The organism is Alteromonas sp. CH_MED4-4 (genome assembly GCF_037029575.1).
Taxonomy (GTDB): Bacteria; Pseudomonadota; Gammaproteobacteria; order Enterobacterales; family Alteromonadaceae; genus Alteromonas; species Alteromonas macleodii.
Map to the genome: position 1 here is coordinate 106,207 of NZ_JAYMEU010000008.1, position 21,486 is coordinate 127,692.

The window sequence follows — 21,486 nt, forward strand, 5'->3', positions numbered from 1 at the left end:
GAGTTTATCAACGTATCAACAGCTTGTATGATGGAGCACATTGAAAAACAAAAATGTACAGGCGCACTGTTTTCGGGCTATTGCGGTTTTCTATTTTCTCTAGCTCTTCGAAACAGCGCCACATAATGGCACTGTTCTAACCAGCGTCTTTCATTTACAAACAACAAAGTAGTACGGAATAAATCACCATGAGCACAATCCTTTATGGGATCCCAAACTGTGACACCATTAAAAAAGCAAAAAAATGGTTAGCAGACAACGATATCGCTTTCACATTTCACGATTACCGCAAGGACGGGATAGATAACGACTTTCTTGTACGAGCCGAGTCTGAGCTTGGCTGGGAAGCAATGCTCAACAAACGCGGCACGACCTTTCGCCAGCTAGAAGAGCAAGAGAAAGCGAATCTAGATAAAGATAAAGCACTGGCCCTGCTAGAGCTTCATCCTGCCATGGTTAAACGCCCTATCCTTGTTCATGACAACGCGTTTTATATTGGCTTCAAACCCGCGCAGTATGAGGAAATATTTTGCTAAACGACTCTGTTATTGAAATTGCGAAAGAATTAATAAACCGCCGTTCTGTAACGCCAGAAGACGCAGGTTGCCAAGAAGCCATGGGCGAGTTTTTAGGCGCTTTAGGGTTTAATAATGAAACCATGGTATTTGAAGACACGACGAACCTTTGGTCTCGCAGAGGTAAAGAAGGCCCAGTATTTTGTTTCGCAGGCCACACTGATGTAGTGCCTAGTGGCCCTGAGTCAGCATGGAAAACACCGCCATTTACCGCGACAGAAGTTGACGGCTATCTACATGGGCGCGGCGCAGCTGACATGAAAGGCAGTCTTGCCGCTATGCTAGTAGCCACCCGCGAGTTTGTGAACAAATACCCTGATCACAAGGGAAGTATTGCGTACCTTATTACTAGCGACGAAGAAGGCCCTTTTATAAACGGTACCACCCGCGTTATTGATACCCTTGAAGCCCGCAATGAAAAAATTGATTGGTGTATTGTTGGCGAACCCTCTTCAACCGATGAAGTAGGCGATATTGTTAAGAATGGCCGTAGAGGTTCATTAACGGGTGATTTAATAGTAAAAGGTATCCAAGGCCATGTCGCCTACCCTCATTTAGCTAAAAACCCTGTTCACAGTGCAATGGCGGCCCTTGACGAGCTAGCTAAATCTCATTGGGATAACGGTAACGACTTTTTCCCTCCCACCAGCTTCCAGATATCAAACATTCACGCGGGTACAGGTGCGGGCAATGTGATCCCGGGCGAGATGCACGTTTGCTTCAACTTCCGTTTTTCAACGGAAGTAACCGACCAAATTCTCATTGAGAGAGTCACGGCAATTTTGGAAGCCCACGAACTGGAGTACGAGATTAAATGGACGTTTAACGGTCAACCCTTTTTGACCGATACGGGTGCCCTGTTAGAAGCCACTCAAGGTGCAATAGCGGCGGTTAAAGGAACACCTACCGTGCTGTCTACTGCTGGCGGTACATCAGATGGTCGCTTTATCGCGCCAACAGGCGCACAAGTGATAGAGCTAGGCCCGGTGAATGCCACTATTCACAAAATTGACGAGTGCGTGAAAATGTCTGACCTTGAACAGCTTGCTGATATGTACTTCGGTATCTTAGAACGCTTGCTGGCTCAATAGCCGCTATTGATGGTTATGAATCAAGTGCCAGAAAAAGCGTGGTTAGGCCAGCACAACGACTATCTCGTTGATGCTGGCAACGGCCATAGACTGCATCGCGACGTGATATCGCCGTTTCTTGCCATGCAAGATGCTGCGCAAAAAGACGGTATAGACTTACAGTTGGTCAGTAGCTTTCGAGGTTTCGACAGGCAAACTGCCATTTTTAACCGCAAATGGGCAGGTCAAGCACAGCTTCTTGATACCAACGGTGATGAACTGCCATTCGAGGCACTAAGCGATAATGAAAAGCTTCATGCTATTTTGACATGGTCAGCACTTCCCGGCGGCAGTCGCCACCATTGGGGCACTGACATCGATGTGTACGACAGAGCTGCCGTGCATAACTGGGGGGGCAAGTTTAATCTTGTCGAAAGCGAATACCTTTCTGGCGGACCGTGCCATGCCCTTTCATGTTGGCTAGCTGACAATATGGAACAGTTTGGCTTTTATCGTCCTTTTTCTGTTAATAGGGGTGGCGTCGCAGTAGAGCCATGGCATTTAAGCTTTCGAAACACAGCGTGTGCTTTCGAAAATGCCAGGCACTTAGATGGCTTTACGAAAGCCATCGAACAAAGCGATATAGAAGGCAAAACATGTATTTTGCCACAGCTACCTAGCTTGTATAATCGCTACGTATTGAACAAAGGGCTGTAGCCTACGGAATTTTTATGAGTACTACCTGGGTCATTATCATTATTGTTTTAGTGTTGGGCGTTGTGATTGGGAATATCACGCTGCTTAAATACAGTGCTAGATTTAAATTTCCGACACCTTCTAAACCTTATGATGATAGTGACGACGATTCAAACAAGGACAGTGAAAGCGCGAGTACATCCCTTAAAGACCAAGACCAAGACCAAGATAAAGACGGCAACACCCCAATGAAATAACCCTATTCTGATAGAGTCTGTCGCGGCATTTTAATCGAAGCCTAAGTAAAGCTTTTATAATTAGAGGCTTTTATAATCAAAAGCTTGTACCCATTGTTTGTGCCGACGCAGGCACATCAGTATTAGGGCTCTCAATTATTCATTCACAAATCACTTTTCGCATTTAAACACACTCTAAGAGGTTCTAGACGTGTCTAAAAAACAATCCTTACTGGGCAATATCGGCGTACAAGTTGTCATTGCCATGATTATTGGTACCGCAGTTGGTGCCTTTATGGGTGAAAGCGCTGAAATGTTCGCACCACTGGGTGCCATTTTTATCAATTTAATTAAAATGCTGGTAATTCCACTGGTGGCAGTGGCGCTTATCTCTGGCGCTGCGGGGCTTGGCAACAGCACTAATGCAGGAAAAGTGGGGCTATCTACCCTTGCTTATTTTGCGTTAACGTCAGCACTTGCCGTAACACTGGCCCTCATTATGGGTGAAGTGTTTAAGCCAGGAATAGGTATCGACGTTTCAGCGGTGGAAGGTATGTTCTCTGGTGAATACGCCTCTAAAGGTGAGTTACCTTCATTTTGGGCTACCGTTACGGGTATGATCCCCACTAACGTATTTGCCTCGTTAACCAACGCGAACATTCTTCAAATTCTGGTGTTTTGCTTATTCTTTGGCCTCGCCCTTTCCAAACAACCTAAAAAGAACCGCGAGCCTATTTTAAATGGCGTGAACACTATCGTTGATGCCATGGTGTGGATGATCAACTGTGTGATGAAAATCGCGCCTATCGGCGTATTTGGTTTAATGGCAGAGGCCGTAGGAACATTTGGTTTTGCCGCGCTCATGGTGGTATTCAAACTCTTCTTGGTGTTTACTGCGGCAATTTTAGTGTTTGGTTTTGTGGTTTACCCCCTTTTGGTACAGCTATTTACAAAAACGTCGGCTAAATCATTTCTCGTCGCCATGAAAAAGCCTCAGGCGGTTGCTCTTTCAACCGCGTCATCCATGGCGACACTGCCGGTTACTATGAATACAGTAGAGAATGAGCTAGGTGTAAGAAACGCAACGGCATCTTTTGTACTGCCGTTAGGCGCCACCATCAACATGAGCGGAAATGCCATTTATTATGGCTTGGTAGCGGTGTTTTTTGCGCAGCTTTTCAATATAGATTTATCAATGGGTGCATATGTTGCCATCATCCTAACGTCTACCCTTGGCGCGGTTGGTCAAGCGGGCGTTCCTGGGCCATCATTCTTGGTCGTTGCGGTGTTGCTTGCTGCCGGCATTCCCATTGAAGGTTTACCCCTGCTATTTGCCTTGGACAGAATTTTCGACATGATCCGCACAGCGCTAAATATTACGGGTGATGCAGCATGCGCAGTGATCGTAGATACGATTGCCATTGATGCTGATGCTGTTGAAGAGCAAGCAATAGAAAATACGGCCAAATAAAGCCTAGTCTTACAGATAGAAAAGGGCAGCAAAGCTTTTTGAAACGCTTACGCTGCCCTTTTTTAATTGGATTGTGTCGCTTTTTGCTTATCGCTATTTTAATCGGCACTTAATTGATAAACGTTAATTCACCAAAGCATACGCCCTTCATAATCTTATAAAGGGGTTGTTTTCACTGCGGTACCGCTAATGCTCACCATAAGCATACTGCCTTTATCGCCAATCACTTGATAGTCTAAATCGATGCCAACCACAGCATTTGCGCCCATGCTTCTGGCTTCATGCTCAAGCTCAGTAAACGCTAACTTACGTGCGGTGGTTAACTCTTCTTCATACGACCCAGAACGGCCGCCAACGATATCGCGAATAGAGGCGAAAAGATCTTTAAATACGTTTGCGCCCATCACGGCCTCGCCCACAACAATACCGTAATAAGCTTCAATTTTATGCCCTTCAAGCGTTGGGGTAGTTGAAACTATCATGCATAACTCCTTTTAATGTGAACTGTTTATTTTGCGCTATTAAGGGCGTGCGCCCTCTAGCTGTTGTTTTCGAACCACTGCTTAACAGACTTAACAAGTGCCTGAGCATCGTTTGTGTTATACGCCACTGCTGGCTGGTTGCCCCACACAGGTTTTGGCCACGCACAATCATTTTCAAAACGTGCGACGTGATGAACATGAAGCTGCCTTACCACATTGCCTAGTGCTGCCACGTTAAGTTTAAGCGGTGAAAACAAGGACTGCATGGCTTTTGATGCCAATGCAGACTCTTTAAGTAAAGTAATCTGCTCTTCTTCTGACAAATCGATAATTTCCGCAATATCATTTTTCATCGGCACTAAAATAAGCCACGGAAACTGACTATCGTTCATTAACAGTACACGACACAGCGAGAGATCACAGACAAAAAATGTATCATTGTGTAAACGGCTATCAAGATTAAACATCTAGCTTATCCAACGTAGTAGGCACAACGGTTAATAAGGCGCGTTGTCCAATGGCCACTTTTGCATTCGGGAAAACAATGGCTTCGCCGTCCTGCTCTGCTATGTACTCTTTACCCGGTTCAGAAGCCAATACCGTGCCTTTAGGGTAGTCAGTGAAGTTTGGCGTATCGTCATCGAAATGAAGCGTAAACTGTTCTTCGTTTCGGTTTATAACTTGGTTCACGCGATAAATATCAAGGTCATCCATATCAACCGTAGGCGCGTACTCGGTTTGAGTAATTAACTGCGTTATCGCTTGTTTCGCATCTTCAAATCGACGCATATCGTTTTGCCCGAATGGACGCACCTTGCCAAGTTCAACCGTAAACGCGTGCGCGTTGTATTGATATGACGAGAAATAGCTAAAGGTGGTTGTCGAGCTTTCCGACAGTAATATGGTTTTCACACCACACGCGGCAAGAAATGCCAGCTGCCCTTTGCTGTGTATTCTGTCATGAAGATAAGGATATACCGCAAACTTTTCATTTTTAGAGGCGCGAATTGCTGTGTGTAGGTCGTAGTGATATCGGGTGCCCTCACCCGCTTCGAAGAAAGACGCCACAGCATCTTCGAGCTGTTTAGCACGAACGCGCTCTGCGTTCACTAAACCTTCGCCCTTCGAGTGTGCACCGCTAAACAAGCGGTTCATGTTCTCTTCAACGAAACGCTCTGCAATATCCATCGCTGGCAGGTTGCCAAATAAGAACAAAACATCATGTGCCAGCGTTATGTTCCCTGTAAGGATCCCCTTAACCAAATCATCACAGATTTCGATAGGTGCGGTTTCATTACCGTGCACACCACACGATAAAACAATGCGTTTATTAGGCTTAGAGGTTGGCTGTACTGAAAAACTGATAATGCCAGGTGCGGTAATATGGACGAGCGTACCATTAGCTAATGTAAATTGATGAGAGCGTTCAAATAATGCGGAATTACGGCGAGAAAGTGTTAAAAATTGGCCGCTTTCGATAAGTTCTTGCATAAGTGTGAGCTTTGTCTACGTTGTCTAATCTCGAATGCTTCCAGTGTACCCAGACAGGCCTTCAAAATCACGTTATCTCACTGTTTAATTCCCAGTAGCTGTAAGCATTGAACAACGGAACTACAGATTGCCGCACTTTCAGATACTACGCTTGAGCGCGTCTAGGCGAGTTGCCGATAATTATCTCTTGTTGGGTAAGCTGTACGAAATCATCGAATGGAATGGCGCGAGAGAACAGGTATCCCTGCCCTTGTGTCACCCCTATTTCTCTGAGTATGTGAAGCTGCTCTACGGTTTCTACGCCCTCGGCGACTACACAGCACTCTTTTGCATGCCCTATCACTTTCGCCGCTTCGATAATGGCGCGATTAACAGGGTGAGCTTCAAGTTCCATCACAAAGGACTTATCGATTTTCAGCGCATCCAAATCCAGATCTCGAATATAAGCAAGATTTGAATACCCTTTACCAAAATCATCTACAGAAATAGATACGCCTAAGCTTCGCAGCTCATCTAACTGCTTTTTCACCATTAATGAATTAGACAGCGCCACGTCCTCGGTAAGCTCCAACTCGATTAACGAAAGCGGCATTGAATACGTACGACTCAGCATCGTCAGTGTTGGGACTAACTGGTTGTCGTACAACTGTGTGGGAGAAATATTCACAGACAGCATTAAAGACCGCTTCATTAGGTCCAATTCCGAGAGCGCCCTAAAGGCTTGCTCAAGCGTCCAGTAGCCCAGTTCGCTCATCATATTATACGACTCGGCCGCTTCGATTAGCGGACCTGGAAATAAGACGCCATCAAGAGGGTGATTCCAGCGAAGTAAGCACTCAGCCCCCACTACTTCTAGCGTTGTCAGATCGACTTTTGGTTGATAGTAAAGCTCGAGTTCATTTTGTGCTAATGCACGTTTTAAATCTGCTTTTAGCGCCAAACTTCTGCCCGTGTCGGTTTTGTCTGACTTAGTCAACGCGAAGTAATTTTCGTATTTGTTTTCTTTTGCTTGTTTTAAAGCCGTTTCCGCTCGGGAAACAAAGGAAGTGATATCAAAGTCATTCTTAATACTGCACACCACACCTACGTTAAAGTCTGCAATAAAAGCCGTACCATCATAATGCATAGGCGTTTTGAAATGCTCGACTAAGCGTTCGAACATTTGTCGCATTACGGTTTCATTACTTTCATTAGGAAAAACGATGCCAAAAACATCACCACTGATACGGCCAATCGATACCGCAGTTCCAAATAGGAGTTGGATGCGGTTGGCTATTTCAAGTAAAAAGCGATCGCCTACATGAATGCCCAGACTGGTTGTCACATCAGAAAAACGCACTACATCGACCAGCATCAATGAAATAGAAGCACTGCGAGACGCTTGCTTCGAAATGCTATCGATAAACGCATAGCGATTGGGAATGGTTGCCAGTGATGTGTGTTGGCTCATGATGTTTTCCTTGAGCTTTACGCTTCGAGGTACTAAAAACAACTAGTTATATAAAACCATGGCGCTACGAAAGGCGCAACGACAGTAACGTATTATTTTGTATACCGTCTTATACTTTTGTACAACATTAGCCTAATATTGGACAAAAAACATGGCTGTAGTACTTATTTCTGGTGACGTTAAGAACAAACTGTGCCGTATTTTGAACCCGATACGAAACAATGAAGAAGTATTTAGAGGGTAATAAAAAACCCGGCGAGTGTACCACTGCCGGGCTATTTCTTTACGGTTCTGCGATTAGCTTTCAATCTTACACGGTGAAAGTTTCCAAACGCGTTCTACGTAGTCACGAATTGAACGATCTGAGGTAAATTTACCCATCTTCGCTGTATTGATGATGGCCATTTCTGCCCAACGCTCTTTGTCGCGGTATGCAGCATCAACTGCAATTTGTGCATCAGAATAAGCACGGAAATCTGCAAGCACCATGTACGGGTCACCGTTATCAAGTAAGCTTTGCTTAATTGACACCAATGCACCTGGTTTACCTGGCGTAAAGTAATCCGTTTCTAACCAATCCAGCACAGCTTTAATTTCTGGATCTTTATAGTAGTAGTCATGTGGGTTATAGCCATTCGCTTTAAGCTCGTTCACTTCTTCTACTGTAAGTCCGAAGATAAAGATGTTGTCATCGCCCACTTCTTCAGCAATTTCAACGTTTGCACCATCAAGTGTACCAATAGTTACCGCACCGTTCAGCGCAAGCTTCATATTACCGGTTCCTGATGCCTCTTTACCTGCCGTACTGATTTGCTCAGATACGTCTGCCGCTGGAATCATTTTTTCAGCGAGTGATACACGGTAGTTTGGTAAGAATGCTACTTTAATCTTGTTATTTACGCGCGGATCGTTGTTGATCTTATCCGCTACCTTGTTAATAGCGAAGATAATATCTTTCGCAAGCTTGTAGCCCGGTGCCGCTTTAGCACCAAACACAAATACACGCGGGTGCATATCGTAATCAGGGTTTTCTAGAATACGACGGTACAGCGCCATAATATTCAGAAGCGCTAAGTGTTGACGCTTATACTCGTGCAAACGCTTAATCTGCACATCGAAAATGGCGTTAACGTCTACTTCTATATCAAGTGACTTGCGAATTTCCTCTGCTAGCAACTCTTTGTTCTCAAGCTTCACTTTCATGAACTGCTTCTGAAACGTTTTATTGCTCGCAAATTTAGCTAACCCTTGCAGTTTGTCTAAGTCGCGCGGCCAGTCTTCACCAATCTTTTTATCGATTAGCTTAGACAGCGCTGGGTTACACGCTTTCAACCAGCGGCGTGGTGTAATACCGTTGGTTACGTTAGTTAGCTTACCTGGATACAGTTCATCGAACTCTGGGAACAGAGACGACTTAACAAGACGAGAGTGCATTTCTGCCACACCGTTAACGGCAAATGAACCGATTACCGACAGGTGGCCCATACGAACCATCTTCTCGTTACCTTCTTCAATGATTGAAAGCTTAGCTTTCATGGCATTGTCGCCAGGCCACTTCTTATCAACCTCTGCCATAAAGCGGTGGTTAATTTCATAAATGATTTCTAGATGACGAGGAAGGATCTTCTCAATCATGCGCGCAGGCCACTTTTCAAGTGCCTCTGGCAGCAAGGTGTGGTTGGTATATGCAAATACTTTTGTACAAATCCCCCACGCTTCATCCCAGCCAAGCTCTGCGCGGTCAACAAGAATGCGCATTAGCTCTGGTATAGAAATAGCTGGGTGCGTGTCGTTTAGCTGAATAACAACCTGATCGGCGAAACGGCTCCAATCGTCACCATGAGCACGCTTGTAACGACGGATAATGTCTTTAAGCGAGCACGAGCAGAAGAAGTACTGCTGAATAAGGCGAAGCTCTTTACCCGCTTCGGTCTCATCGTTTGGATAAAGTACTTTTGAAATAGTTTCAGCTGATACATTTTCACGTTGTGCATCAACATAACCACCCGCATTGAACACGTCCCAATTGAAGTAGTCAGACGCTTCTGACTGCCACAACCGCAATACGTTTACGGTTTTACCTTCGTAGCCTACAACCGGAATGTCCCACGGCACACCTTTTACAATTGAGCCAGGGTGCCATTCTTTCAGCACTCGTCCGTTGTCGCCATATTTAGTCTCTACATAGCCGTAAAGCGATACTTCTTGAATAGATTCTGGACGGCAAATTTCCCATGGATTACCGTAGTCACGCCAGCTGTCTGGTCGCTCGATTTGCGCACCGCTTTTAATTTCTTGGCGGAATAAACCGTGCTCGTAATGAATACCATAACCTATTGCAGGTAATTCCATTGTCGCCAGTGAGTCGATGAAGCAAGCCGCTAGTCGGCCAAGGCCACCATTGCCTAGCGCCATATCAGGCTCTTCTTCAAGAATGTCTGAAATTTCAACACCTAGCTCTTTCAACGCGCCACTAGCCACATCGAATAAGCCAAAGTTTTGCAGGTTGTTTGAAAGCAAACGGCCCATTAGGAATTCAGCAGAAAAGTAATGAACGGCGCGGGTGTCGTTCAGGTAATGACTTTTCTGGGTTTTGCGCAACCCTTCAAGTACTTGTTCTTGAATTGCAGCGCACGTTGCTTTCCACCAAGCGTGATTGTTTGCTTTGTTTTCGTCGGTGCCTAGCGTGCAGTGTAAGTGTTTAATAACCGCTGCTTTGAATGCAGCCTTATCGATCACTGGAGAGGGTTGCGTCTTGGTCGCTTTTGCGTTCATTTTGCGTCTCACTCTTAAGTAGAAGCGGTGTTTACACACCGAAAACGTAATTTAATTACAGAATAACTTCAGAATATGACAGCAATATAGCAGCGCTTAAACGATTATGTTGTAATAATTTTGTTAAAATAACAAAAAATCGCATGAATTCGTATGCATTCATGCGATTTTTAACAATTGATTTACAAAAAATAATTTAAAGTGATTTATTTTTGTACTTATTTAATTATTTTTCCGACTAAGGCTTCGGCTTCAGCAATTAGATCCTGTAAGTGGCTTTCACCGTTAAAGCTTTCCGCATAGATTTTATAAATTTGTTCGGTGCCAGAAGGACGCGCTGCGAACCAGCCATTTTCTGTCGATACTTTAACGCCACCAATTGCCGCGTTATTACCTGGCGCATGGGTTTGAACGGCAGTGATAGGCTCGCCCGCCAACGTATCGCTAGTGACGACAGATGCATCCATCGCCGAAAGCTTTTGCTTTTGTTCAAGGGTTGCTGCCACGTCAACACGGCTGTAAACCGGCGCTGCAAATTTTTCCGTTAGCGCTTTGTAGTGCTCGCCAGGATCTTTGCCTGTGATGGCTAGGATTTCAGCTGCCAGCAAACAAAGAATAAAGCCGTCTTTGTCTGTCGCCCACGTGCTTCCATTGCGTTCAAGGAAAATTCCACCAGCACTTTCTTCACCCGCAAAACCAATAGTGCTGTTTGATAAACCATCAACAAACCATTTAAAGCCTACCGGCATTTCAGCTAAAGGCTTACCTAAGCTGTTGGCTACGCGATCAATCATACTGCTAGACACCAGTGTTTTACCGATATTTAAATCGCTAGGCCATTCTGGGCGGTGAGTATAAAGGTAGTTAATAGCCACGGCCAAATAATGGTTTGGGTTCATTAGGCCCGCACTTTTGCACACAATACCGTGACGATCGAAATCAGGATCATTGCCCCAAGCTAAGTCAAAGTTATCTTTCAGCTCGATAAGCCCTGCCATCGCATAGGCAGACGAACAATCCATGCGAAGCTTACCGTCTTTGTCGCGGCGCATAAAACCAAACTGTGGGTCAACCGCGTCGTTAACAACGGTAATGTCCAAGCCATATTTATCTGCAATTCGCGACCAATAACCTATGCCTGCACCACCTAATGGGTCAGTACCTAACTTCAAGTTAGCTTTTGCAATCGCTTCCATGTCGATAACGCTTGCAAGATCTTCAATATAAGGTTCCATGAAGTCTTCTTCACGAACCAATTTGCGCGCGGTAGCTTGACGAATATCAATGCGCTTAACATTTTTATTGCCATCTGCAATTAATTCATTGGCGCGTTCTTGAATTTGTTTGGTTACATCACTATCGGCAGGCCCACCGTGAGGCGGGTTGTACTTAAATCCACCGTCTGAAGGAGGGTTATGAGAAGGCGTAATGACGATACCATCTGCCTTGTCGGTGTTACCTGCACGATTGTAGCGAATAATAGTACGTGAAATAACAGGTGTCGGCGTATAGCCCATGCTTTCATTGTCTGCGCGCTGCACGACAACATTGACACCGTTTGCACACAAAACTTCGATAGCGGTAATCATGGCAGGCTCAGATAACGCGTGGGTATCTTTACCAACGAACAGCGGACCGTCGATACCTTCTTGTTTACGATACTCTACCAATGCTTGGCAAATTGCACTGATGTGGGTATCGGTAAACGTAGCGTTGGAAGCTGTACCTCTGTGACCTGACGTGCCAAAAGAGACCGCTTGACCCGGGTCATTCATATCCGGTTTATAGCTGTAATACTGGCTCACTAACTGCGCTACGTTAATGAGTTGCTCTTTTGCTGCATGCTGTCCAGCCTGCGGATGTAATGCCATGAAAAAAATCCTTATTTAGAAGTTTCGTTGTTCTATACCTTGGCTTGCTATTTACCTTCTGAAGAGAAACGCGCAATCACGGTTTCAATAACATCAGGTTGATAGCCTAAGTTACGCAAAACTTGTTCCAGCATATTCGTTTTCTTGGCAGTATTGTTATTAGTTACCACCCAGAACGGGCTATCAGGGATAGCTTTAGGATTAGTACTGCTGCCGTTTTCCAACAATGCCGCCTTACTTGTCGCAAAGTACGTACGGTTTTTACCTTTTATACTTTCAACACGAGTAAAGTTTTCTGCATTAAGCTTGTGCGCTGCACTTAAAACAAACAGGAATTGATCAACGCGCTTGGTAAATGTGCCTAATGCATCTTTTGACACCGCTTCAAGAATATCTCTTTTCGAGTGAGATTCTGTTGCTGGCGTTACTGAAGAAACTTCCGAAACCTTTTTAGCTGCCCTTGAGCTCGCAGGCGCTTTTGCTGCCGTTGCTTTAGCTGGAGTTTTCTTCGCTGCAGCCTTTGGCGCTGCTTTAATTGCTGAACTGGCTGTCGCTTTGGTGGGTGCTTTGGCTGGTGTTTTAGTCGCCACTTGAGTTTCAACTTCGGGTGTTGACTCACTTGCGTTATCTGCGGTTTCTACAACGTCTGTACTTTTTGGTTCGCTTGTTTTTACAGATGTAGATGAAGCCCCACCATGCTGGACACCGTGGGACACGGCACCGTCTTCAGGCAAAAGTAAACGTCTTAAAATTTGTGATGCACTCTCACCAATATGCTTCGTTTGGCTGGCGATGAAGGCATATAAATCGTCATCTATTTCAATGCTTTTCATAACTACTTCCTTTTTAAGAGGCACCATTATAGACAACACAGATAAACTACGCAGCACTTAATAACAGATGTTTTGCGGGAATCTATGCTAATAAGATAAGAAAGTGACGTTTTACTGCTCCCAACCCGTCGTATTTGCTGTCGATAAAGTCCATGTAAGCCGTTTTTACTTTTTCAAAAATAGACGTCGCCTTAACAACATTAAGAACATAGGAGAAACAACGCAACGAACCATCAAGTCGCTGATATACCTGCGTATAAAATTTAACAGGTAATTCAATAGAAAGCCTTTCACTATCGTTGCTATTATTAAGAAGTAGTGACCTTCGAAACACCGCATTGTCGGCACTCGTTACCGTTCGCTAAACATGTAAACTAGAACATGAACTCAGACATGAACTTAAACTTCATTGCGCAACATCCTTAGAAAAGCCTTAATCGCTTTCTCACTGTTTAATACGTAGTGTGACAGAGTAACTTTAAACTTAAGTGACAATCATATGCGCCAAGATATCATTAACGTACAGCGGGCTCTTAGTCAGAAAATTATTGGTAAAGATCACCAATTAAAACTCGCAATAACTTGTTTACTTGCCAATGGCCACTTATTAATTGAAGACTTACCGGGAATGGGTAAAACCACCCTTTCTCATGCGCTTTCCCAAGTTTTTGGCCTACAATATTCTCGCATTCAATTTACTTCTGACTTACTCCCATCAGATATGCTGGGCGTAAACATTTTTCATAGTAATGAACAAGACGAGGCAAAGCGCTTTTCGTTTAGACACGGCCCTATTTTTAGCCAAGTGGTGTTAGCGGACGAGCTAAACAGAGCCAGCCCCAAAACACAAAGCGCCCTGTTAGAAGCGATGGAAGAGCGACAAGTAAGTATAGATGGTGTAACCCACGCGCTACCCTCTCCATTTTTTGTTATTGCTACACAAAACCCAAGCTATCAATCGGGCACTTATCCCTTGCCAGAGTCCCAACTCGACCGTTTCTTTATGCGTATCTCTTTGGGCTATCCAGCGTGGGAGGCAGAAAAAGCCATGCTATTGCAACAGGATGCATCAGCACCGCTTGCACAAATATTAAATGAGGAGAATTTGCGCGAAATGCAACGAGAGGTAGCCGCTATTCATACCAGCGATGCCATTATTCATTACATTCTAAGATTGGTGAGTGAAAGTCGAGAAAGTAATGATTACCCTAACCCCCTATCGCCACGAGCGAGTAGAGCGATACTACAAGGTGCCAAAGCCTGGGCGTTTGTTACCGGAAAATCATATGTTACTCCCGAAGATGTACAGGCCGTCTTCGTGGCCATTACCGCTCATAGGCTAACATTGTCTTCACATCAGTTGGCACAAGGGCAGCAAACCCATGCTTTTGACGGTGAAAAACTGAGCCAGAAATTACTCGATAGTATTGACCCACTGGCAGCCTAGCATTCATGAATTTTCGGAGCGCTAAAGGTGCGTAGAATGCCAGCTTCACTTTCGAATTACCTACAACGCAGGCTATTAAAGTGGTTAGACAGGCGAGTTCCGGCTTCTCACGAACATCACCTCAACGTAAACAGTATTTTTATATTGCCGAGCGGATTCGGTTGGTCTTTTATTATTCTATCGCTGTGTTTGTTTTTACTTGGCACTAACTACCAAAACAACTTGATGTTGCTGCTTAGCTATTTGTGCTTAAGCATTATGCTATTAACGCTGTTTTACACTCATCAAAACTTTGCGCGTTTAGCGCTTAAAGCGACGCCCCCCAGTCCATTTCACTGTAACTTACAGGGTGAATTGCAGCTTCAGGTTATCCCTCACGCGGCAGCGCCAACGAAAACGTGCAATGGTGTATTAGCAATAAAGTGGCTAAATACAGCACGCCCCATGGAAACCGCTGTTAATGCAAGCAATCAAGATACCTCAGTGGATCAGCAGACGTACAGCTTTTCTTTAAACGACAATGAAGTTACGGATACAAGACAAACGCAAACCCTCAGCGTGCCTCTTCCAATACCAGTACGGGGGCGATTTGCACTGGGCAGACTAACCATTGCATGCGATTTTCCGTTGGGATTATACAAATGCTGGACCCACCTCGATTTTGACCAACAAGTCACTGTCTATGCAAAACCTCAAGAAGGTCCGGTCACTGTTAATAAGGTAGCGAGTTCTAATGAGTCGGATAGCGTCAGTCAGGTTAACGACCTTACAAGTAACGAGGACTTCTACGCATTAAACGATTACGAAGTTGGACAGCCGCTTAATCGCGTATCATGGAAGCATGTGGCGAAAAACGGAAATTGGGTTTCGAAATCCTTTACCTCCTTGCAAAGCGACAGTTTTGTACTTTCAGTTCCCTCAAACATAGATGTGGAAACTGCCGTATCGGCACTTACCTATGCAACATTGTCTTGGACAGGCGCAGACCGGGTATTTGGAATACAGTACAAAGGGCTTAACATTGCCCCTGCTCACGGGGTAAAACATAGGCACGAATGTCTTAGTGCGCTTGCTTGTTTGAATTCGCATTCATCACAAGCTTCTTCGACCTCAAATAAAACGGTCTCAATATCTTCCATAAAGAATGAAAAAGCGAGGTCAACGAAATGAGCTCCGCTATCTTAAGCCGTTTAACGCAATTAACCGTTGTTAAAAGCGTGTTTAGCCAACCAACGTCCGTGGCTGTGCTTATGCTCTGCATAGCTTTCTCTCTTATTCTTTTTACTCTCACCGCGCCGCTTATGACATGGGTAATTATGCTAGGTGGATGTGCTGTGATAGTGAGGGCCGCAGGCCTTAGTGCGTTAAATAGTTTGCCCACATCACGCACGGTTAATCTACTGGCGATATTGGCAGTGTTCGCATTATCGTGGTTTGGCTTCTCAGTAGGATTGCTTGATAGCATGATCAACCTATTGACCGTCGCGTGCGCGCTCAAAATCATGCTGGTTGAGAAAAAACGTGATTTTCACTTAATTGTATGTACCTGTTTGTTCTTGATCGGCTGCGGATTTATCTCGTCTCTAAGCGTATTTGCGTGGATTGGCTATACAGGAATACTGGCCCTGCTGCTATTCGCGACTGCCATTTATCACGGTGCAGGAATACCCAAATCAAAAAGCATTAAATTCGTGACCGTGCTTATTGTCCAAGCTTTCCCTATCGCGCTGCTACTGTTTTTACTACTTCCCCAACTCCCTCCGCTTTGGCAGATGCCCACGTCAAAGTCGACTGAAACCGGGCTTTCTGACACGGTGACGCCAGGTGATATTGCGTCACTTGCAAGTTCATCTGAATTGGCTTTCAGCGCCACATTTGAAAACACAGAAGCAGTTCCTGTTGCACCGTCCAGGTATTGGCGCGCTATGACCTTAGAACATTTTGACGGGAAAACCTGGTCTATTAGCGACAAGCGCAAACAGGCAGAGCAGCAGCTAGCTTACATGGGCAAGCCAACACCCTTGTCAGCTCTGGCCGAGGAAAATACGCCTCAAGTGGTAAGTTATGAATTGATCGTGGAACCCACACAGCAAACGTGGCTGTTTGCGTTAGCGCCTTCGACCCCCAACAACCGCGAGAACAGTATTTTCGTACGAAGTCTTTTTGATTTTACGTTAAGGGCGAATAGCCCAATATCCAGTAAAAAAGCGTTTTATCTGCGCTACTATCCAACTGCTCAAATCACTAGCGGAATAGGAAATTTTGAATCGCAACTAAACCTTCAGGTTTCCATGAATGGCAACCCTCAAGCCAGAGCGTGGGGACAGAGACTTGCCAAACAATACTCAAGCGCACAGCAAATAGTTAGCGCAATAATGCGTGAATTTAATCAAGGGGGCTTCCGCTACACCCTATCGCCGAACGCCATGCCTACCGACCCCATCGACCGTTTTTTATTTGAAGAACGCTCAGGTTTTTGTGCCCATTACGCAGGCGCCATGGTGTATGTGCTTCGCGCCGCAGGGGTACCGGCAAGAATGGTGACAGGCTACCAGGGCGGAAGCGCACTTAATGACAATGTGCTTCAAATAAGGCAGTACGATGCACATGCGTGGGTGGAAGCTTTTATTGATGGTGTGTGGATTCGACACGACCCAACGAGTATGGTGGCACCGTCACGCTTAACCTTCGGGCTTGAACGTGCGCTGGAAGAGCTTGGGGAGTCTCGTGAAGCCAGTATTTTGGGCGACCTTAGCAACGCTGCTATTTTTGCAACGTTACAAAGCTGGTTTCAACAGCTCGATTACTCGTGGAGTAAATGGGTACTGGGCTTTGACAATACTGCGCAAACCAACATGCTTGAAGAATTACTAGGCTCGCTAACGCCGCAAAAAATGCGAGTTGTATTTCTTTCCGCCATTGGTCTAATTGGGCTTATTTTAGCACTTTATTTTTTACCCAAAACGTATCGCAACACACTGTCGCCCTCACACAGAGTTTTACTAAACGCAATAAAATGCGTTGAAGCTAAAACAGGAAAAGAAAGAGGGAATAAAACCTTGTCCGCCTTTATGAGTGAAGTTAACCCTTTGATAAACGAAGATGCTGCCAAGGCACTAACACTTCTGTGTGAACAATTTGAGCACGAAAAATACGCACACCGAACACAAGAGGCAAAAGTTTATCCAACCATGAAGCGTCAGTTAAAAATGTTAAAACAGGCATTAAAGTAGGAAATGGTTAAACCGATTGCACCTTAAACACTCACACTCCCCCCTTTTTAGTGCAGACTAATTAATAGTGCCTTGGCGCAAGCGTCTATCAACACAGCCATGAATTTATACAAAGCATTGTTTTTAAAAGCAATAAATAACGCATTTACGTACATTTTGGTTATTGGCACTTTTTTAGCTTTGTACAAATGGATAACAAAAGTACGAAGGCGCTTATACAAGTATTAGTTGCCAACGGGCTTTAGAGTACAAAGGCGTACACATAACCGACGGTTTATTTGTTAGCTACCACAATGCATGAGTTTTGGACAAAGGCGTCCCCAGTTCTTTCTTACGAGAGCGCTGCGGACGCCTTTTTTTGATCTTCTGGAACGCATTGAAACAGTAAACGCCAACACACAGATGACAACTTATTAATAACGACAACGTGAGGTGAAACCATGGCTTATCTTCTCCCCGCTGAGTTTGCAACCAAGATGGTAGATGCAGGCGAAGCCAAAATTTATATGTCTACACGAGATACTCTAATCCGCGCTTATATGGCAGGTGCAATATTGGCCCTTGCCGCTGTTTTTGCCGTTACCATTGCCGTTCAAACCGGCGTATTTCTTCTTGGCGCAGTGTTATTCCCAGTGGGCTTTTGTATGCTCTACCTTATGGGGTTTGACCTATTAACCGGCGTGTTTGTACTTACCCCGCTCGCTTGGCTTGCACAGCGACCTGGCGTCACGCCAAAACAAATTCTACGGAATTGGGGATTAGTATTCTTAGGTAACTTTGGTGGCGCATTAACCGTGGCCTTTATGATGTCGTTTATTTTTACCATGGGGTATAACGTGGATGGCGGTGCCATCGCGACTAAGGTAGCCAGCATTGGCGAAGCTCGTACATTGGGCTACGCAGAACACGGCGTTGCAGGCTGGTTCACCATTTTTATTCGCGGCATGTTGTGTAACTGGATGGTGTCGCTAGGCGTAGTGGGTGCAATGATTTCAACCCACGTTAGCGGAAAAGTACTAGCCATGTGGATGCCAATCATGCTGTTCTTCTTTATGGGTTTTGAGCACTCAGTAGTAAACATGTTCCTTTTCCCATTTGGCCTTATTATGGGCGGCGACTTCTCGGTTATGGACTACTTCATTTGGAACGAGATCCCAACTGCACTTGGAAATCTTGTTGGTGGCCTCGCCTTTACTGGACTAACCTTGTACACCACCCACGTTAAGACGCTACCCAAACGTACTATCCCTGTTGATAAAGCCGCTGCATCGCAAACACTGCCTATTTAATTAAGGCGCTTATCTTAAAGCCATCATGCCTTGTCCCTACAAGACACGTCATGATGGCGTTATCCGTTTCCTTGGAAATAACTAATTGGGCTCATAATTAAATATGCAGGTAAGAAGCAATTAAACATGAATGAGCGAGCCGCTTTAAACGCCCCAATTAACCCTCCAGCTAACACGCTCAGTGTAAGTGCATTTTCTACAGCCGGCGTTAAAGCGATAAACCAAGATGCATACGCTTTTCATGTTTCTGATAACCCAAATCAAAGCAGCGTTTTTGTTATCGCCGACGGTGTAAGTAGCAGTACGGTTAGCCAAGTTGCTAGCGACTTTGCTACCAGTCAGTTTATTAAACTGTTTAATATGGCGCCGGAACAATGGTCGGTTAAGATGCGCGCTGAAACCATTATTAAAGAGATAAACGCGCTGCTTTACACACGTACGCAAAGAAGTCCCTTTTGCTATACACCAGAAAAAGGTTATGTGTGCACGTTAACAGTGGCAGTGGTAACAGGCAATCACATGGATGTATTTCATGTGGGGGATTGTCAAATTCAGGCTATTTCTAAGAACGCACAGTCGCCTGTCTTACTCACAAAACCTCATCGTCAAGTATCGGAAAGTGAGCCTTCGCAGAGTTATCTTACTAAAGCATTAGGCGTTCAAGCACATATAGATATCGACCACGCAACACTCACCCTCAACTCATCGAACACGTTTTCGATAAGTAGCGACGGGGTTTATGAGTTTGTTTCGCTACCCACCATTCTTATGAAAATCAGTGAGGCCGATACGCTTTCTGAAAACCAAGCTGCGTTGGTAGTACATGAGGCATTTACTAGAGGAAGCGATGACAACCTCACCTTACTTCTCGTAAAGGTTCTTGTAGCTAGCCATGATGGCCTAGACGATCACAGACACCCACTGTATACAGGCGTTTCAACTTCACCTCATTCATCTGAACTTAACAGGCCGTTGGGCGACCAAATTATAACCAATTCTGAGGTTTCTGATGCTGCGATTCATTACTCAAATCAGCAGTCTGATGAACATGTATGCGAAGAGCCTGCTGCCGCAAACTTTAAGACGGGTGATGATGTTGATGGACTGAAGCTAGAACGACAGCTTTATACGTCGGCCCGAAGCCATGTTTTTATTGCCACCAATTCGTCTTGTGAAGCTACGCAGACAAACAGCCCTGTGGTTGTAAAAACGCCGGCTACCGACTTTACCCTATCACCAGAAATGGTAAATGGGTTCCTAATAGAGAGCTGGTTTTCGAGACGGATTAATTCGGCACACGTTATTAAAAGCCCAACGTTTACTGATTTGGGTCTACCGTACTCTCCTTCTGCTTTTTACAGCGTAAGTGAATATGTACAAGGTCAAACGCTAGCTCAATGGGCTGTTGATAATCCTACGCCGCCATTAGAGCAAGTTAGAAATATAATCGAGCAGGTTGGTAAAGGTTTACAGGCAATGCACCGTCAGGGCATTGTTCATAGGGATATACGCCCTGACAATATTATTATTAGCGAACAAGGGCACTGTACAATTATAGATTTGGGTTCAGCAGCCTTAGCCGATGCCCCAAGCCTCTATAGTGACACACCTATTCCTGGCGCTGCACTTTTTTCCGCACCTGAATACTTTTTAGGAAATGTTGGCACAGAGCGCTCTGATCTGTTCTCCTTAGCCGTACTCACCTACTATCTCTTGTGCGGGCGTTACCCCTATGGCACAAAGCTCGCTCACTGTCGCACGTTGGCCGAGCAGAAAAAGTTAAAATACCAAACCGCATTGGCTCCTAATCGACCAATACCTAATTGGGTTGATAGCGCCCTTAAACGTGCTTTGCATGTGAACCCTGATAAGCGATTTTCTTCACTATCTGAGTTTCTTTTTTCGCTTCGCTACCCAAATCCATCACAACATACGGCGTACGAGCCGTTAGTAAAACGACACCCTCTTTTTGTGTACAAGGTGCTAATACTGGCACTTATTTTTAGCAATCTAGTTACGCTCATTTTGTTTAACTAACCCTTTAAGGAAATGTAAATGATTACATCGAGAACCCAAGTTACCGACATGATCCAGTCAGCCAAAATTTTAAAAGGCATAAAGTGGAGCCAGATTGCCGAAGTTGTTGGTCAATCAAAAGAATGGAGTACAGCAGCTTGCTTAGGACAAATGGCCATGACAAAACAGCAAGCTGAAGCCGTGGGTGAGTTACTTGAGCTTACCGACGAAGCGATTGCCTGGCTTCAAATCGTGCCTTACAAAGGCTCGTTACCCACAGAAGTCCCTACCGACCCACTTATTTACCGCTGGTATGAATTAGTGAGTGTGTATGGCACTACATTAAAGGAATTAATTCATGAAGAGTTTGGCGACGGCATCATGAGTGCCATTGATTTTTCTATGGATTTACAGCGCGAAAACGATCCTAAAGGTGACCGTGTCAGCGTAGTTATGTCAGGTAAGTTTCTGCCATATAAGATGTACTAAACGTATTTCAGGATGGGACACTCGACATAAAAAAAGCCGGTCATGCGACCGGCTTTTTAGTA

At 44.9% G+C, this 21,486-nt stretch carries 18 protein-coding genes; 11 read left to right on the forward strand and 7 right to left on the reverse strand.

What is annotated here, in order from left to right; all coding sequences use genetic code 11:
* Positions 1-188: 188 nt before the first annotated feature.
* The 5 genes from WA381_RS07685 to WA381_RS07705 all read left to right on the forward strand — a co-directional run bounded on the left by WA381_RS07685 (position 189) and on the right by WA381_RS07705 (position 4,048).
* Positions 189-536 carry an ArsC family reductase gene (locus WA381_RS07685; RefSeq protein WP_014949045.1) on the forward strand — a complete coding sequence of 116 codons (348 nt, stop codon included), beginning with the start codon at positions 189-191 and terminating at the stop codon, positions 534-536.
* Entirely contained in the window at positions 530-1,666 is a 1,137-nt protein-coding gene (dapE, locus tag WA381_RS07690; RefSeq protein WP_156086206.1) for a succinyl-diaminopimelate desuccinylase, read from the forward strand. The genes WA381_RS07685 and dapE overlap by 7 nt, the downstream gene beginning before the upstream one ends.
* Before the next feature lie 9 nt (positions 1,667-1,675).
* Positions 1,676-2,362 (forward strand): M15 family metallopeptidase, encoded by a 687-nt coding sequence (locus tag WA381_RS07695; protein ID WP_156086205.1) that lies wholly within the window; start codon positions 1,676-1,678, stop codon positions 2,360-2,362.
* A 14-nt stretch (positions 2,363-2,376) separates the two neighbouring features.
* Complete coding sequence (locus WA381_RS07700; protein ID WP_156086204.1) at positions 2,377-2,598, forward strand: DUF2897 family protein; 222 nt, start codon at positions 2,377-2,379, stop codon at positions 2,596-2,598.
* 190 nt (positions 2,599-2,788) lie between these two features.
* Positions 2,789-4,048: a dicarboxylate/amino acid:cation symporter gene (locus tag WA381_RS07705; RefSeq protein WP_081333974.1), complete on the forward strand. Its 1,260-nt coding sequence runs from the start codon at positions 2,789-2,791 to the stop codon at positions 4,046-4,048.
* Positions 4,049-4,203: 155 nt separating this feature from the next.
* On the opposite strand, the gene WA381_RS07710 is transcribed toward WA381_RS07705, so the two are convergent.
* The 7 genes from WA381_RS07710 to seqA all read right to left on the reverse strand — a co-directional run bounded on the left by WA381_RS07710 (position 4,204) and on the right by seqA (position 12,950).
* Positions 4,204-4,530 carry a heavy metal-binding domain-containing protein gene (locus tag WA381_RS07710; protein ID WP_014949040.1) on the reverse strand — a complete coding sequence of 109 codons (327 nt, stop codon included), beginning with the start codon at positions 4,528-4,530 and terminating at the stop codon, positions 4,204-4,206.
* Between the two features lie 56 nt (positions 4,531-4,586).
* Positions 4,587-4,997, reverse strand: coding sequence for an HIT domain-containing protein (locus WA381_RS07715; protein ID WP_156086203.1), 411 nt, complete (start codon positions 4,995-4,997; stop codon positions 4,587-4,589).
* Positions 4,990-6,021 carry a succinylglutamate desuccinylase gene (gene astE, locus WA381_RS07720; RefSeq protein WP_156086202.1) on the reverse strand — a complete coding sequence of 344 codons (1,032 nt, stop codon included), beginning with the start codon at positions 6,019-6,021 and terminating at the stop codon, positions 4,990-4,992. Before astE ends, WA381_RS07715 begins: the two co-directional genes overlap by 8 nt.
* A gap of 145 nt (positions 6,022-6,166) precedes the next feature.
* A complete protein-coding gene (locus WA381_RS07725; protein WP_156086201.1) occupies positions 6,167-7,471 on the reverse strand; it encodes a putative bifunctional diguanylate cyclase/phosphodiesterase in 1,305 nt (434 codons plus the stop codon).
* 297 nt (positions 7,472-7,768) lie between these two features.
* The gene (locus WA381_RS07730) at positions 7,769-10,246 is read right to left on the reverse strand and encodes a glycogen/starch/alpha-glucan phosphorylase (protein WP_014949036.1); all 2,478 of its coding nucleotides are present in this window, start codon (positions 10,244-10,246) and stop codon (positions 7,769-7,771) included.
* Positions 10,247-10,464: 218 nt separating this feature from the next.
* Complete coding sequence (gene pgm / locus WA381_RS07735) at positions 10,465-12,117, reverse strand: phosphoglucomutase (alpha-D-glucose-1,6-bisphosphate-dependent) (RefSeq protein ID WP_061485424.1); 1,653 nt, start codon at positions 12,115-12,117, stop codon at positions 10,465-10,467.
* 47 nt (positions 12,118-12,164) lie between these two features.
* Positions 12,165-12,950: a replication initiation negative regulator SeqA gene (gene seqA / locus WA381_RS07740; protein ID WP_156086200.1), complete on the reverse strand. Its 786-nt coding sequence runs from the start codon at positions 12,948-12,950 to the stop codon at positions 12,165-12,167.
* A 499-nt stretch (positions 12,951-13,449) separates the two neighbouring features.
* On the opposite strand from seqA, the gene WA381_RS07745 reads away from it, so the two are divergent.
* The 6 genes from WA381_RS07745 (at position 13,450) to cynS (ending at position 21,424) form a co-directional block, all read left to right on the forward strand.
* A complete protein-coding gene (locus WA381_RS07745; RefSeq protein WP_156086199.1) occupies positions 13,450-14,397 on the forward strand; it encodes an AAA family ATPase in 948 nt (315 codons plus the stop codon).
* A 36-nt stretch (positions 14,398-14,433) separates the two neighbouring features.
* Entirely contained in the window at positions 14,434-15,567 is a 1,134-nt protein-coding gene (locus WA381_RS07750) for a DUF58 domain-containing protein (protein ID WP_156086198.1), read from the forward strand.
* Complete coding sequence (locus tag WA381_RS07755; RefSeq protein WP_156086197.1) at positions 15,564-17,630, forward strand: transglutaminase family protein; 2,067 nt, start codon at positions 15,564-15,566, stop codon at positions 17,628-17,630. Before WA381_RS07750 ends, WA381_RS07755 begins: the two co-directional genes overlap by 4 nt.
* Positions 17,631-18,070: 440 nt before the next feature.
* Positions 18,071-18,919 carry a formate/nitrite transporter family protein gene (locus WA381_RS07760; RefSeq protein ID WP_014949030.1) on the forward strand — a complete coding sequence of 283 codons (849 nt, stop codon included), beginning with the start codon at positions 18,071-18,073 and terminating at the stop codon, positions 18,917-18,919.
* Positions 18,920-19,045: 126 nt separating this feature from the next.
* Positions 19,046-20,956, forward strand: a complete 1,911-nt coding sequence (locus WA381_RS07765) for a protein kinase domain-containing protein (protein WP_156086196.1) — start codon at positions 19,046-19,048, stop codon at positions 20,954-20,956.
* Positions 20,957-20,974: 18 nt separating this feature from the next.
* Positions 20,975-21,424: a cyanase gene (gene cynS, locus WA381_RS07770; RefSeq protein WP_014949029.1), complete on the forward strand. Its 450-nt coding sequence runs from the start codon at positions 20,975-20,977 to the stop codon at positions 21,422-21,424.
* The last annotated feature ends 62 nt before the right edge of the window (positions 21,425-21,486 follow it).